Below are 13804 nucleotides of genomic sequence, written 5' to 3'. Positions count from 1 at the left end.
ACACGTTGGTCGCACCCTGTAGTCCGAATTGCGTAGCGGTCCCGCTGAGCGAGACCTGACGCGCCGCTCACCTGGCATCAACGGTGCGGATACCTCCCTGACCAAGCCCGATAGCCGAAAGGTAGGGTAGCCTAATGCACTCACGCACCACTCTCCGGAGCCGCACGTCGGTCCGAGTCGCCATGGTTGCCTTGGCGACTGTTTTTGCCGCTACGGCCTGCGGCTCTTCCGACGCCGGCGGCAACGCAAACGGCAACACCGATGTCGCGACCGGCGGCAAGCTGTTCAGCACCGCCGACACGGAAACCGCGAAGCTCGGCAGCGATGCCGCGCCAGGCGAGTTCCCTCGCACCATCACCCATGCCCTGGGCGAGACCACCCTCGAGGCCAAGCCGACCCGCGTCGTCGTCCTCGACAGCGGTGAACTCGACGAGGTTCTCTCGCTCGGGATCACCCCGGTCGGCATCGCCAGCCCGGAAAGCGCCGCCGGTCAGCCGTCGTACCTGGCGGACAAGTTGGTCGGTGTCCCCGATGTCGGCACGACCAACAACCTCAACCTCGAGGCGATCACCGCACTGCAGCCCGATCTGATCCTCGGCAGCAAGCTGCGCCAGGACAAGCTTTACCCGCAACTCGCGGCAATCGCTCCGACGGTCTTCAGCATCCGCCCCGGCTTTCCGTGGAAGGAGAACTTCCTCCTTGCCGGTGACGCACTCGGCGAGGAGACCAAGGCTGAGCAGGTTCTCAACGACTACCAAGAGCACGCCGACAAGGTACGTGAGTCGATCGACGGCTCCCCGACCGTTTCACTGGTTCGTTTCATGTCCGGGAAGCTGCGCCTGTACGGCAATTTGTCGTTCATCGGCGTCATCTTGAAGGACGTCGGTCTGCCCCGCCCGGCGATCCAGGACATCGACGAACTGGCCGTCGAGGTCAGCCCGGAAACGATCACCGAGGCGGAGGGTGACCGAATCTTCTACTCCAGCTACGGAAATCCCGCCGACACGGGCCAGACCACGGTTGTTGCCGGACCGCTGTGGGCCAGCATGGACGCAGTCAAGGAAGGACGCGCCACCGAGGTGAGCGACGAGACCTGGTTCCTGGGCCTCGGCCCGACAGGTGCCGGCCTGGTTCTCGACGACCTGCAGGCCAAGCTCGGCAAGTAGCCGTCACCGGCACAAAGAACGCCGCCCGACTCTCCGGAGTCGAGCGGCGTTTTTTGTTCAGCGGTTGTCCTGCTCGAGGTGTTCGTTCATCGTCGAGTGAAGGTCGACGAGAAATTCCTCGAATCGACTGAGCAGTTCGGGCGGGTACTTCGCCATCATGGCGTCGAGTCGCACGGCAAGGGGCCCGAAGAACTCGTCCGCCAGGTCCTGCACATGCGCACTGCTGTGCAGCGTGACCACTCGCCGGTCGGCATTCTCTCGGGTCCGGACGATATGTCCCGCCTTCTCCAGGCGGTTGAGCAACGCGGTGGTTGCACCCGACGTCAGCGAGATCCGCTCTCCGAGTCGGGCGGGTGAGAGCGGCGTCCCCTTCTCCTCGGCAGCGGTGATTTCCATCAAGGCAGTCGCGTCGGTGGAATGCAGGCCGAGCCACGACGCGAATCGATGGCTGAATTCGGTGAACGTGCCACCGTACGCGCGGAATTCGTCCATCAGCCGCTCCCGCTCCACGGAGATGTCGCGCGGTGCCTCCACCTCGGTGATCCCACCTTTCCTGTGCCAGACGGCGGCCGGTCGAGCCCAGCGCGCACGTTGACAACTTACCGCCTCAAATATACCTTCATAATGAAGTTACTTCACAATGGAGGTTTATTCGTGAACATCTCACCCACCACCCGCAAGTGGTTGGGCCTGATCGCCATTGCACTCGGCGTGGCACTGATCGTCGTCGACACCACGATCGTCAACGTCATAGTTCCCTCGATCATCGAAGATCTCGGGATCAATTCCGTTCAGGCTCAATGGATCCAAGAGTCCTACGCAATCGTGTTCGCAGCACTCCTGCTTCTGGTCGGCAGAGTTGCCGACCTGGTCGGCGCCCGTCGCATCTTCATCGCCGGTGTCGTCGTGTTCGGCGCAACGAGCCTGCTGGCCGGACTGGCGCCGAACGGCGGTCTGCTCATCCTAGCGCGATTCCTGCAGGGCGCCGGCGCGGCCATGATCCTGCCCACGTCACTGTCGCTTCTGAACGCGATGTTCACCGGAAAGGCGCGCGGCCAGGCCTTCGCGGTCTGGGGCTCCACCATCGGCGCTGCATCCGCCCTCGGCCCATTGCTCGGCGGCTGGCTTGCCGAACATGCCTCATGGCGTTGGGCATTCGGGATCAACATTCCGCTTGCTGCGCTCATTCTCATCGGCGCAGTGCTGTTCATCGCACCCTCGACGCGCACCGCAGGGCGCGTCGACGCCACCGGAGCGGCACTGTCCATCGCCGGCCTGGGCCTGCTGGCCTTCGGACTCGTCGAGGGACGAACGTACGGGTGGCTGACGACGAAGGAACCCTTCGATCTATTCGGTCTGTCATGGTCCAGCGGCCCGTCGCCGGTTCTGGTGGCGTTGGTTCTCGCCGTTCTGTCGCTCGGTGCGTTCGCCTACCGTCAAACCATGCTCACCCGCAGCGCCGATCCGTCGCGGGTGCTGATGGACGTACGGTTGTTCTCCATCTCGTCGTTCCGCAACGGCAACATCGCGACGCTGATCATCGGGCTCGGCGAGTTCGGAATCGTTGCGGTGCTTCCTCTCTGGCTCCAGTTCACGCTCGGATACAGCGCACTCCAGGCAGGGCTCGCACTGGTTCCCATTGCCATCGGCAGCTTTGTCGCCAGTGGTGCGAGCTTCGGGCTGGCATCGAAGGTCTCGCCGTTGGGCTTGGTCCGTATCGGTTTGGCTCTCGAGGCGCTCGGTCTCGCCGGTCTCGGATTCATCGCTGCGACAGACAGCCCCTGGTGGACTATCGCCGCAGTGCTGTTCTTCTACGGAATCGGCGTCGGTTTTGCGACTGCGCAGGTGACCAACGTCGTGCTCGAGGAGATTCCCGAGCAGAGCGCCGGTCAAGGCTCCGGCATTCAGAGCGCGTTCCGCCAACTCGGGTCCGCACTGGGCATCGCTGTCCTCACCACGGTCTTCTTCAGCACTCTCAATTCGACGCTGAACAACGACCTCACCGGATCCGGTGTCGACCAAGCTCAGGCTGATCAGTTGACGCGGGCAGTCACCGACAGCGCAGGCGCCGCCATCGACTCGCTGGCCGGTTCACCGAACACTGCCTTCGTCGCCGACGCTGCCCAATCTGCGATGACTCACGGCATCACACTCGGCGGATACCTTGCGGCCGGATTTGTCGTGGTGGGCCTGATCGCCACGGCGCTCATCCCGAACAAGCCTGCCCCGTCAAACGAGGAGGAAACGAAAGCAGCAGCCGACGTCGCCTGACGGTCGGATCGGTGCAGTACGGTGCCGGTATGCGATTGCCCTGGTCACGGTCAGCACAGTCACGGTCAGCACAGTCACGGTCTGCACAGTCACGGTCAGCACCGGTGCTCAGTGAGGCCGACATCGTCGCCGTACGTGAGCAAGCACGCGAACTGGTAGTCCCAGGTTTCGCTACGTTCGACGAAATCTGCGAAGCCGCCCGAGACTGTGTCGAGGGCGGCTTCGAGAACGACGAACTCGGCAGACAGATCGACGCAGTAGTGCGTGAGGTCTGGGACCGAAGAGTCGAGGAGCAGACCCAGTGGACGGCTCCCGGAGACTTCGAGCGCCTCTCCGCAGCCTTCGCCGAACTCGAACGCAACGGCATCGTGGCCCGGATGAACTTCACCTGCTGCATGCAGTGCGGCACTACCGAAATCGACGACGAACGCACGCCGTCCGAACCCGACGAGAACGGGTATCCCTTTGCTCAGTGGGCGTACACGTTCTTCCACATGCAAGATGCGGAGCGTCTCGGCGACGAGCCGTCCGATCTCTACTTGTCCTACAGTGCGTTTCGTCCGGCCCACGATCTCGATCCCGCGCTGGTCGCCGCTGCCTTCGGCGGCGACGAAACCGCCAAGGCACATATGATTGCGCACACCGATCAGACCGTCGGGCGCCAGGTAGCCGACGCACTCCGAACTCAGGGACTGAGCGTCGATTGGAACGGTGACAACAATCAGCGTATCCGTGTCACCGACGTATGTTGGCGCAAACCGCTTCCGCAGTAGGAGATTCAGCTGGGTGGCAATACGCGGTCGAGGAACGTATTGCTGAAGACGCGGTGCGGGTCGTGCTCGTCGAGAGTGGCGAGAGCGAAGTCCCAATTCCCGTCGCCACCGGCACGAAAGGTGGCAGGCACTGTGCTGGTGAGAAATTCGTCGTCCTGGTACGCCGCCTGATCGGTGAATGCCCACCCCTTGGACCACTCCGGACGGAAGGTCGCGTAATCGCCGGAGTAGTTCGCGACCATCCACCGTTCCATTTCGCGAAGGAAGGCAGGCAATCCCGCGGTGCCGGGAATCGAGACCACGTTCATCCAGATCGCTGTGTCCCAGTCCTGACGATCCGCCCGCGGCCGCACCGCTGACAGGTCCGGCACTCCGGCGCTGTCGACCAACACCTCGCCGTCATCGTCGACACCGCAGAGACGCACTTCGAACGGCATGTTGACGGGATACTGCCCCAGCGACGCGTAGTGCGTCATTCGTTCGTTCAGCCAACTCGTCATCTCGTGGACGACTCGGCCGATGTTGGACCGCTTGGTGATCACGGCTCCGCCCCCGGCTACGACGCGCAAGGTCGTGTGCCGGAGGTAGAACAGAACGTCTTTCGACCAGCCCCAGAGATCGTCGGTGTCGGTCAGCACCAATCCTGCTGCTACAGCGCCGAACTGAGAGGCGCCGAACAGCGGTGTCGCACCTTGGAGACCCTGTGCCACCATCCCCAACGGGGTGGTGACCTCTTCGGGAATCGCGTCGGAGAAGAAGTAGTTGTACGGCCCGCTCACCTCTCGGGACTCCGGCGGTTTGACCGGGGTCGGTGTCCAGACCTTGAGCCACGGTGTTTGCGTGAACGGGAACCAGATTGCTTCCACCCGTCCGGATTTCTCGACGAAACTCTCGTAGGTACGCCCTGGCGAACCGGGAGCAGCAAAGAGTTCTTGCCACGGAATGTCGGTGAAACTCTGGCACCGCAGCCGATAATTCTCCCCGGCTTGCAGCGTCACGGAGGTGACGAAGGTTCGACCCAGATGGGTCAGGAAGGCGGTGCTCTCGACGTCCGATCGGTGAAATGTCTTCAGTGCGTACCGATTGATGCCTTCGTCCCACGCCACCACCGTGATCTCGGTGATCAGGTTGCTCAGCGAACCATACGATTGACCAGGGGTGATCGTCTCCCCCACCGCCGGATAGGTTGCCCCGTGAGCACCGATCGCCAGCGCGCCGGCGATGGACAGCTCACCGATCGCCGGAGAGTTGGCCCAGCCGAGCCCTTCTCGCTCGAGCGCTGTCAGAATCGCTTCGATACTGGCGCCGGCGCCCGCCGTGACCGTTGCGGGCGTGCCGTGCTGCACCACAACCGAATTCAAGTTGGCCATCGTATCGACCAGCAGAACTCGATCCGAAGGCGCGCCGGGCACCACCGTCAACGGGCTCCACCCGTGCATCGTTCCCTTCGCACGCACTGTGTACCCGTTGTCGAACGCCCAGTTGGCGAGGGTGACGACGTCGTCGCTGTGACGTGCCGTGGCCGTCCACACGCTGTCGAGCATGATTTCTCGCGACCAGTTCGCGTACGCCGACTGTGACAACGGAATGTCCGACGGATATCCGGGCGGTGGCGCGATGGTCGATGCCGAGCCCCAGGGAACTGCTCCTGCCGGTGCCCAGGAAATGCCCGCGAGAGCAGCTGCGCCGGCACTCGCTGCGAGAAATCCGCGCCGGCTCACACCGTCTTCGCTCGAGCTGTGCTCTGCCATGCGCTCTGCTTGATGCACCACTGCTCACTCCGTCAGCCGACTCGGTTCATGTCAGGGACGAACGTAGAACAAATATGATTACGATGCCAGTGGTTCCGTAATAAAAGTTTTCCGAAGCTCACTGCACCATCGGAGCGAATACCGCGTAGATCGCTTCCGGGGCACCGTCGAACGCACTGATGATCAACCAGGCAGTCAGAACCGTCAGAGCCGGCCCGATCAGAACCTTCTCTAGGTTCCCACCTGCACGGATGGACAGGAATGACGGCAGCCGTTGCTCCCACCATCGCTTGCCGCCGAGCGGGATCAGAGGTGCAAGAAACGGCACTCCCTCCTTGGTGATCGCATCGCCGAGACAGTGCGTGGCGCAGCCCAGTGCCACCGCAACACCTAGCCCCGTGGATCCGGCCTCGCTGGGATACCACTGCCAGGTGAGGGCAGAGAGCACCAACGCAACGGCGGAGACCGCGAGCCATCCCTTCTCCTTGGCCAATTCACCCGCCAATCCTCGGATGGCCAACCCGAGGCAGAAGAACAGGGTGATGATGATGGCTGGCTTCCCGAACTGAACAACCAGCGCCGAGACCCCGGCACCCAACCCGGCGGCGAACAGCGCGGTGTGCGTGAGCGTCCGATGCCCACCACGACGCTTGCCGTCCTTCTTGCCTTTGGTGATGCGGTAGAAAGTCACCGAAATTGCGTCGATGCCTTTGGCCAGAGCCTTGCTGAGCGGACCGAATGACCTCGAAACCGTCGACTGACCGGTATCGAGGTCGGGAAGCAAGGCGGCTCCGGCGCACACCCCGGCAAAGGTCAAAGTTTCCGCAGTGGATGTGGGCCCTCCCCAGTCGAGAGGCAACAACTCCGCAACCACCAACCCCACAGCAGCACCGGACATCGCGTGGGTGGGGCCCATGACCATGAAACACAACACCTTTCGAAACGCGCCCCGCATCAGGCCGTACCGCACCTCTGCAAGACACCACACACATGACGCCGTCGGCGACGGCCCCGGCATGCTCGCCGAGACCGCCCCGAACGTAGCAAGTGCTACCGACAGGCTTGACCAACCTCCAGACCCAGTTGAGTACGGCCGTACCGTTCCAGGTCAAAGCGGTTCATGCGGAGCTTTTTTCGCTCGTCAGCCCGCGGCAACCGTGCATGACAGGGCAACGCCCTCCTCCAGCGGAGCGACACCGGCCATGTCGAGCACCTCTGCCGGAACACCTTCGGTCGTCGGAGCCCACTCGACGGTCGGCAACGCCGGCACCCCTTCACGCGCAACGAATGTCGCAGCTTCGCTCGGCACTTCGATAGTGACTGCGGCCGTACCGGCCTCCTCCGCGCGCACGACCTTCCCCTCGTCGATGAGCTTCTGCAGCTCCTCGTCGGAAATCGGCGCCGCGACACCACACGCTACTTCGGGAGCCACACCCAACTCGGCTGGAGCGGTCGCGATCGACCGCACCGCCACCGGTGACCCGTCGGAAATCGGGTTGGAAGCCCAGGCGATTCCCGGCGCCACTGCCATACCGAGGACCGCCACGGACGCCACCACCACACCGGTCCGGCGGGCCCGCTTGCCGTTCACTTTCAATCGCGTCATCGTTGTTCTCCTTGATCGAACGTTCTCGAGTTCTCGGCGCGGTCGCATCCGAGAAACCCGAGGTTATGAAGCCAACACTGCAGATCTGTTGTCGGTTTCTTAGGAGTTGATGAGAATGCGACGGCCCTCGCTCCGAGCGAGGCCCCAGGCCTTGATCCGATGGCACCATGGCTGGGGTGAGTACACGCGAGCGCATCCTGATCGTTGACGACGACGCGAAGGTTCTGAATTCGCTCGAACGTGGACTCCGATTGTCGGGCTTCGACACGGCAACTGCCGTCGACGGACGATCGGCCTTGTCATCGGTGAACAAGCAATGCCCGGCCGCGCTCGTTCTCGACGTCAACATGCCCGGCCTCGACGGCGTCGGGGTGGTGACCGCCCTGCGCGCGATCGGCAACGAGGTTCCGATCTGCGTGCTCAGCGCCCGAAGTTCCGTGGGTGATCGCATCGCGGGGCTGGAGGCGGGCGCCGACGACTACCTCACCAAGCCCTTCGAGTTGGCCGAGCTCGTCGCCAGACTCCGCGCATTGCTTCGACGCACGACGCGAGCCACCCCGTCGGTCGACCATCCGATCACGGTGGGACCGCTGACGGTCGATCTCCGTGGCCATCGAGCGCACATCGACGGTAGACGAATCGAACTCACCAAAAGAGAATTCGACCTGTTGTCGGTACTCGCCGAGCACGCCGGTGTCGTACTCAGTCGCGCACAACTCCTGCGACTCGTCTGGGGTTACGACTTCGCCGCCGACACCAATGTCGTCGACGTCTTTGTCACCTACCTACGCAAGAAACTCGAAGTCGACGGAGCGCCCCGCGTGATCCACACAGTGCGTGGGGTGGGCTTCGTCCTGAGGGCCGAACGATGAAGCGGCCGCTGTCACTTCAGACTCGCGTAGCCATCGCCTCGGGCCTGGCCGCCGGAATCGTGATTGCCGCGATCGGAATTGCGTTCGCGGTCTTTCTGCGTGTCAACGGATCCGAACAACTCGAACGCACTCTCGATTCCGTCACCCTGGGCGTCGCGGCGAGTGCGCCGAGCCCGCTATTCATCGAAACACCAACTGCAACAACAGAACCATCCGTGGTCAGCCCCGGATTCAACGCCGCGACCGTCAGCGCCTTGGCTACCACCGATGTTCGCAGTCGTGATGTTCTGGTGCCCGGCGACAGCGGCGCCGCACTGGCCGTCAGCATCCCCGAAGACCCACTGACCCAGGCAATCCGTGAGCAGCAGTTCCAAGTGGCCGCTGCAGCAGTGGTCGCCATCCTTGCCGCGGCCGGGCTCGGTTGGTTCCTCACCGGCCGAGCCGTCCGGCCACTACAGCAATTGACCGAGACCACCAGTTCGATCGGCAACAACCTCGACGTCGACGGACTCTCGCGCCGGGCACCGTCGGTACGTGGAACGCGAGAAGCCGAAGAACTGTCGGAGGCAATCCACAGCATGCTCAGTCGCATCGAAAGCGATCGAAGCCGCACCGAGGAGGCGTTGGAGTCGGCACGCGATTTCGCTCGCGTCTCCGCCCACGAACTGCGCACACCTCTCACGTCGATGCGTACCGATCTCGAAGTTCTCGCAACACTCGATCTCACGGAAAGCCAACGGCGCGAACTGTCCGGCGAATTGTTGGAAGCGCAGCGCCAGATCGAGCGCACCCTGACCGACCTCGAGACTCTAGCCCTGGGTGACGTGGCCGATCCCGAGGATTGTGCCGACGTCGATCTCGTCGAGGTTGCCGATCGCGCCGTCGCTGACGCCGGCCGTCTGCACCCGCAGGTCGACGTTCGTTTGAAAGCACCGGAAGAACTTTCGGTTCAGGCCTTTCCCGCGGGTATCCGTCTGGTGCTGACCAACGCCGTCACCAATTCCGTTCGGCACGGCAATGCCGACGAAGTCGAGATCACCGTCCGATCAGGGGCTGCGACGGGTTCGGCGACGGTTTTCGTCGACGACAACGGCACCGTGATCGCGCCTTCGGAACGCGAAGCTATGTTCGAGAGATTCGTTCGTGGTACCGGTGCGGGCGACGCCGGAAGCGGTTTGGGACTGGCCCTCGTCGCGCAGCAGGCGAGGCTGCACGGCGGTAGCGCGCGACTCGACAAGAGCCCACTCGGCGGAACTCGATTGATCTTCTCGATCAACCCAATTCGACGTGCAGAGCCTCGAGCAGCGGCTTGGCCGCCTCGTCGAAGAATCGGTCTTGGGTATCTCCACCGATCTGTACCAGTGCCACATCGGTGAATCCGGCGTCCGTGTATGCCTTGACCGCTTCGACGATCACATCGAGATCGGGACCACACGGAATGCTTTCAGCTACATCCTCTTTGCGCACGAACTGAGTCGCACCCGAGAAGCTCGCCGGCGTCGGCAGTTCGGAGTTCACGGACCACCCTCCGCCGAACCACCGGAACTGCTGATGAGCTCGTGCAATTGCCGTGTCGCGATCAGGGTCCCACGAGATCGGAATCTGACCGATGGTCCGGCCTGCGGGAGCCAATCCGTATGCTCGGCCGTGCACGTGCTTCCACAAGTGCACTAGCTCCGAATCCGGTTGCACGGCAATCAGATCGTCGGCCATCGGACCGAAACGCTCGACGGACTTGTCTCCGGACATGGCCAGCGCCAGCGGAACCGGGTTCTCGGGGAGATCCCAGATCCTGGCGGACTGGACGTCGAAGTACTCCCCCTTCCAGCTCACCAGATCTCCGGCGAGCAGTGCGCGAATGATGCTCACCGCCTCCTGCAGCATGTCCTGGCGGGTGTCGATGGACGGCCAACCCTCGCCGACCACATGCTCGTTCAGGCTCTCGCCACTTCCCAATCCCAGGGTGAAGCGTCCGTCCGCGAGGATCTGGATCGTCGCAGCTTTCTGAGCGACGACGGCGGGGTGGTACCTCACGGTCGGACAAGTCACGTACGTCATCAAACCGACTCGCTCGGTGGCGTGGGCGACTGCCCCCAGCACCGACCAGGCGTAGGGTGCATGCCCCTGCTCGGTCAGCCACGGCGAGTAGTGATCACTCATCACTTCGAAGTCGAAGCCGACTTCTTCGGCCCGAACTGCATGGCGAACCAGTTCTTTCGGACCTGCCTGCTCCGTCATCAAGGTGTAGCCGAATCGTGCCATCACTGATCAACTCCCGGTATCTAGGCCTGAAACGAGTTCGGAAATCACACTGCCGTCGAGGTGGTCGAGAAGGTCGCGGGCGTCGTCGTACACGGCAGCCGCACCCGCACCTTCGAGTTCGTCGGTCGACATGCCGCCGCTGCGCACTCCCACAGCCACAACGCCCGCCCATGTCGCCGCCTTCATGTCCCAGACGGCATCCCCGACCATGACCGCATTGCCCGCGTCGACACCTGCCTTCGCGAGCGCGACCTCGATCAGGTCCGGATCAGGTTTGGCCTCGTCGACGGATTCCGAAGAGGTGGCGGCGTAGATCATTTCGTCGATGTCGAGCGTCCGGCGTAGCAACTTCAGTTCGTCGTCCGGCGCCGAGGTAGCGAGCACCACATGCAGTCCGAGCGAGTGAACTCGGCGGATCAACTCGCGCGCTCCCGGCAGTACTCGGAGACGGTCGGCCGACTGCCGGTAGTACGTGGTGTGAAGTTCTTTGGCTCGCGGTCCGCACCCGTCGATGTCTTCGCCGAGCAAGGACTCCAGTAGTTGGTCTCCGTCCATGCCGATGCTGCGGTGTACCCGCCACGCGTCGACCGGGCGACCTACCTCGAAGAAAGCTCGCGACCACGCTTCTACGTGCAGATAGTTGGAATCGACGAGCGTTCCGTCGATGTCGAAGAGAACCGCACCTATTGCCATGGGAATTGACTGCCCAACACCTCGGTTCGCGAAACTTGTGCCCCGAGCATTCTCAGCTCGAGAAGCGGATCATGGAGAGTGCGAACAGCAGAAGTGCACGTCGAACAGGGGTGTCGTCATGGAGTCAGTCGTTGTATTCCTTCTCGCATGCTTCGTCTATTGGTTTGCGCTTCTGTAGTTGGGTAGACGGAAACGGACCGCTGCCGGGAAGTGATTTCCCTTGCAGCGGTCCGCATTCGGTAGACCTAGGCGATGCTCATGTCAGCGGGTCACTGACCTGCGCGTACACCTTCTTCGACGCGCTTGCCCAAATCTGCGTCGACGTTCTTCCAGTACTCGAAGACACGCAACAGAACTTCCTCACTGACGCCGGCAAGGGCGTGGCCGACAATGTTGCTCACCAGGCGCTCACGAGCTGCGTCGTCGAGAACTTCACGGACCAGCGTTCCGGCCTGCGTGAAGTCGCCGTCCTCGGCGTGCTCGATGTATCCGGCGCGCACTGCCTTGCCGTCGAACGCCCACAGTCCTTCGTCACCGGCAACCGACGGATCGGCATGCGGTCCGCCGTACGAGTTCGGTGCGTACACCGGCGTCGACGGGGAATTGAAGCTGTAACGCATGGCGCCCTCCTTGGAGTAGGAGTTCACCTCGTTCTTCGGGGCATTGACCGGCAGGTCGGCGTAGTTGGTGCCGATGCGGTAACGATGTGCGTCGGCGTAGGAGAAGACGCGGCCGAGAAGCATCTTGTCCGGGCTGAATCCGATGCCGGGCACCACGTTCGACGGCTCGAACGAAGCCTGCTCGATCTGCGCGAAGAAGTTCTCCGGATTGCGGTTCAGCGTCCACTTGCCGACCTCGATCAGTGGGTAGTCCTTCTGGGACCAGACCTTGGTGAGGTCGAACGGGTTGAAGCGGTAGCCTTCGGCCTCGTCGACCGGCATGATCTGAACCTTGAGTGTCCAGCTCGGGAAATTACCGGCCTCGATGGCGTTGTACAGATCCGCGCGGTGGTAGTCGGGATCGCTACCGGCGAGGCTGTCTGCTTCGGCCTGCGTCAGGAACTCGATGCCCTGATCGGTCTTGAAGTGGTACTTCACCCAGAAGCGTTCACCCGCAGCGTTGACCCACTGGTAGGTGTGCGATCCGAAGCCGTCCATGTTGCGCCAGGTCTTCGGGATACCGCGGTCACCCATCAGCCAGGTCACCTGGTGAGCGGTCTCGGGACGCAGAGTCCAGAAGTCCCACTGCATGTCGTGGTCACGAAGACCGGAGCCGGGCAGTCGCTTCTGCGAACGAATGAAGTCGGGGAACTTGATGGCGTCCTTGATGAAGAACACCGGGGTGTTGTTGCCGACGAGGTCGTAGTTTCCCTCTTCGGTGTAGAACTTCATCGCGAAACCGCGCGGATCGCGCCAGGTGTCCGGGCTGCCCTGCTCACCGGCGACGGTGGAGAAGCGGACGAGTGACTCGGTCTTCTTACCCGGCTGCAGGAACGCGGCCTTGGTGTACTTGCTGACGTCGTGTGTGATGACGAGTTCACCGAAAGCGCCGCCGCCCTTGGCGTGGACGATGCGCTCCGGGACACGCTCGCGGTTGAACTGCGCGAGCTTCTCGATCAGGTAGTGGTCGTGAAGGAGCACCGGCCCCTGAATACCCGCGGTCAGCGATTCGTCATCACTTGCGACCGCGATACCGAAATTGTTGGTGGTGGGCTTGGTCATGGCGAAGCCTCCTAGCGTTGTGGGCTGGGCGTCAGAGGAGCGGGGCTGCATCCGAGTCGAACGCATGGGCTGCATGCGAGGTGGCTGACTCGGAGGTTCTGGACGCATCAATTCGATTCTGCGAGACCGCGTCCGACTCGGTGTCGGATTCGGCAGAATTCTTCAGGCAATCTTCGCAACGGCCCCAGAACACGACCTCGGCTTCGTCGATTTCGAAGCCGTGATTATCGGAAGGTTCGAGGCAGGGAGCTTGGCCGACAACACAATCGACGTCGACGACCTTGCCGCAGCCGCGACAGACGAGGTGATGGTGGTTGTCACCAGTCCTCGTCTCGAACCGTGCGGGCGAACCCGCCGGCTCGATGCGTCGCAGCAATCCTGCGTTCACGCATGCCTTCAGCACGTCGTAAACGGCCTGTGTGGATACCGATCCGAGCTGCTGCCGCACGAGTGCTGCAACAGAATCGGCGTCTGAATGCGGTTGGGCTGTAACCGCATCCAGCACGGCGAGGCGCGGAGCAGTGACCCTCAACCCGACGGCGCGCAATTGCGCTCGGGGGTCGAAGTCATGCTCTCCGTCTCGCATGTTTCCCAGTATGCCGCTTTTCTGGAATTAGTCAAGAAAAGGATTGCCTAAGTTGAATCGAGACCGGTGTCACATATCAAGGACGGGAACAAATCCGGGGAGA

At 62.6% G+C, this 13804-nt stretch carries 13 protein-coding genes; 5 read left to right on the top strand and 8 right to left on the bottom strand.

The features are described from left to right. The first annotated feature begins 134 nt into the window (after positions 1-134). Positions 135-1166, top strand: a complete 1032-nt coding sequence (locus tag GN300_RS13330; protein WP_003943522.1) for an ABC transporter substrate-binding protein — start codon at positions 135-137, stop codon at positions 1164-1166. A 57-nt stretch (positions 1167-1223) separates the two neighbouring features. Here the strand turns inward: GN300_RS13330 and GN300_RS13325 are convergent, their stop codons facing one another. After that, positions 1224-1700: a MarR family winged helix-turn-helix transcriptional regulator gene (locus GN300_RS13325; RefSeq protein WP_003943458.1), complete on the bottom strand. Its 477-nt coding sequence runs from the start codon at positions 1698-1700 to the stop codon at positions 1224-1226. 120 nt (positions 1701-1820) lie between these two features. On the opposite strand from GN300_RS13325, the gene GN300_RS13320 reads away from it, so the two are divergent. Continuing rightward, complete coding sequence (locus tag GN300_RS13320) at positions 1821-3437, top strand: DHA2 family efflux MFS transporter permease subunit (RefSeq protein WP_063315194.1); 1617 nt, start codon at positions 1821-1823, stop codon at positions 3435-3437. A gap of 104 nt (positions 3438-3541) precedes the next feature. After that, on the top strand, positions 3542-4210 hold the full coding sequence (locus tag GN300_RS13315; RefSeq protein ID WP_063315195.1) for a hypothetical protein: 669 nt from the start codon (positions 3542-3544) through the stop codon (positions 4208-4210). 5 nt (positions 4211-4215) lie between these two features. Here the strand turns inward: GN300_RS13315 and GN300_RS13310 are convergent, their stop codons facing one another. The 3 genes from GN300_RS13310 to GN300_RS13300 form a co-directional block, all read right to left on the bottom strand. Beyond that, entirely contained in the window at positions 4216-5961 is a 1746-nt protein-coding gene (locus GN300_RS13310; RefSeq protein WP_058038264.1) for a cholesterol oxidase substrate-binding domain-containing protein, read from the bottom strand. Between the two features lie 118 nt (positions 5962-6079). Beyond that, positions 6080-6883: a metal-dependent hydrolase gene (locus GN300_RS13305; protein ID WP_047270024.1), complete on the bottom strand. Its 804-nt coding sequence runs from the start codon at positions 6881-6883 to the stop codon at positions 6080-6082. 219 nt (positions 6884-7102) lie between these two features. Next, positions 7103-7567, bottom strand: a complete 465-nt coding sequence (locus GN300_RS13300) for a hypothetical protein (protein WP_003943487.1) — start codon at positions 7565-7567, stop codon at positions 7103-7105. Positions 7568-7734: 167 nt separating this feature from the next. Here GN300_RS13300 and GN300_RS13295 point away from each other — a divergent pair, with 167 nt between their 5' ends. Continuing rightward, positions 7735-8439, top strand: a complete 705-nt coding sequence (locus tag GN300_RS13295) for a response regulator transcription factor (protein WP_003943475.1) — start codon at positions 7735-7737, stop codon at positions 8437-8439. Beyond that, the gene (locus GN300_RS13290) at positions 8436-9815 is read left to right on the top strand and encodes a sensor histidine kinase KdpD (RefSeq protein WP_042446646.1); all 1380 of its coding nucleotides are present in this window, start codon (positions 8436-8438) and stop codon (positions 9813-9815) included. Before GN300_RS13295 ends, GN300_RS13290 begins: the two co-directional genes overlap by 4 nt. Here the strand turns inward: GN300_RS13290 and GN300_RS13285 are convergent. From GN300_RS13285 to GN300_RS13270, 4 genes are all read right to left on the bottom strand, one after another. Further along, positions 9712-10701: an LLM class F420-dependent oxidoreductase gene (locus GN300_RS13285; protein WP_007732341.1), complete on the bottom strand. Its 990-nt coding sequence runs from the start codon at positions 10699-10701 to the stop codon at positions 9712-9714. The genes GN300_RS13290 and GN300_RS13285 overlap by 104 nt on opposite strands. 6 nt (positions 10702-10707) lie before the next feature. Beyond that, positions 10708-11394: an HAD family hydrolase gene (locus GN300_RS13280; RefSeq protein ID WP_003943463.1), complete on the bottom strand. Its 687-nt coding sequence runs from the start codon at positions 11392-11394 to the stop codon at positions 10708-10710. Positions 11395-11663: 269 nt separating this feature from the next. Continuing rightward, entirely contained in the window at positions 11664-13115 is a 1452-nt protein-coding gene (locus tag GN300_RS13275) for a catalase (protein ID WP_003943483.1), read from the bottom strand. Between the two features lie 31 nt (positions 13116-13146). Next, on the bottom strand, positions 13147-13701 hold the full coding sequence (locus GN300_RS13270; protein ID WP_003943517.1) for a Fur family transcriptional regulator: 555 nt from the start codon (positions 13699-13701) through the stop codon (positions 13147-13149). Positions 13702-13804 lie beyond the last annotated feature (103 nt).

Source organism: Rhodococcus sp. Ni2, from assembly GCF_021352185.1.
GTDB classification, from domain to species: domain Bacteria; phylum Actinomycetota; class Actinomycetes; order Mycobacteriales; family Mycobacteriaceae; genus Rhodococcus_F; species Rhodococcus_F qingshengii.
Note: the sequence above shows the minus strand (reverse complement) of the source record. Positions and strands in the feature narration are given on the sequence as shown.

Bases quoted from the DNA above. Each gene is read 5' to 3' on its own strand.
- GN300_RS13330 (WP_003943522.1), top strand. From the start codon at position 135: ATGCACTCACGCACCACTCTCCGGAGCCGCACGTCGGTCCGAGTCGCC.
- GN300_RS13310 (WP_058038264.1), bottom strand. From the start codon at position 5,961: ATGGCAGAGCACAGCTCGAGCGAAGACGGTGTGAGCCGGCGCGGATTT.
- GN300_RS13305 (WP_047270024.1), bottom strand. From the start codon at position 6,883: ATGGTCATGGGCCCCACCCACGCGATGTCCGGTGCTGCTGTGGGGTTG.
- GN300_RS13300 (WP_003943487.1), bottom strand. From the start codon at position 7,567: ATGACGCGATTGAAAGTGAACGGCAAGCGGGCCCGCCGGACCGGTGTG.
- GN300_RS13295 (WP_003943475.1), top strand. From the start codon at position 7,735: ATGGCTGGGGTGAGTACACGCGAGCGCATCCTGATCGTTGACGACGAC.
- GN300_RS13290 (WP_042446646.1), top strand. From the start codon at position 8,436: ATGAAGCGGCCGCTGTCACTTCAGACTCGCGTAGCCATCGCCTCGGGC.
- GN300_RS13285 (WP_007732341.1), bottom strand. From the start codon at position 10,701: ATGGCACGATTCGGCTACACCTTGATGACGGAGCAGGCAGGTCCGAAA.
- GN300_RS13280 (WP_003943463.1), bottom strand. From the start codon at position 11,394: ATGGCAATAGGTGCGGTTCTCTTCGACATCGACGGAACGCTCGTCGAT.
- GN300_RS13275 (WP_003943483.1), bottom strand. From the start codon at position 13,115: ATGACCAAGCCCACCACCAACAATTTCGGTATCGCGGTCGCAAGTGAT.
- GN300_RS13270 (WP_003943517.1), bottom strand. From the start codon at position 13,701: ATGCGAGACGGAGAGCATGACTTCGACCCCCGAGCGCAATTGCGCGCC.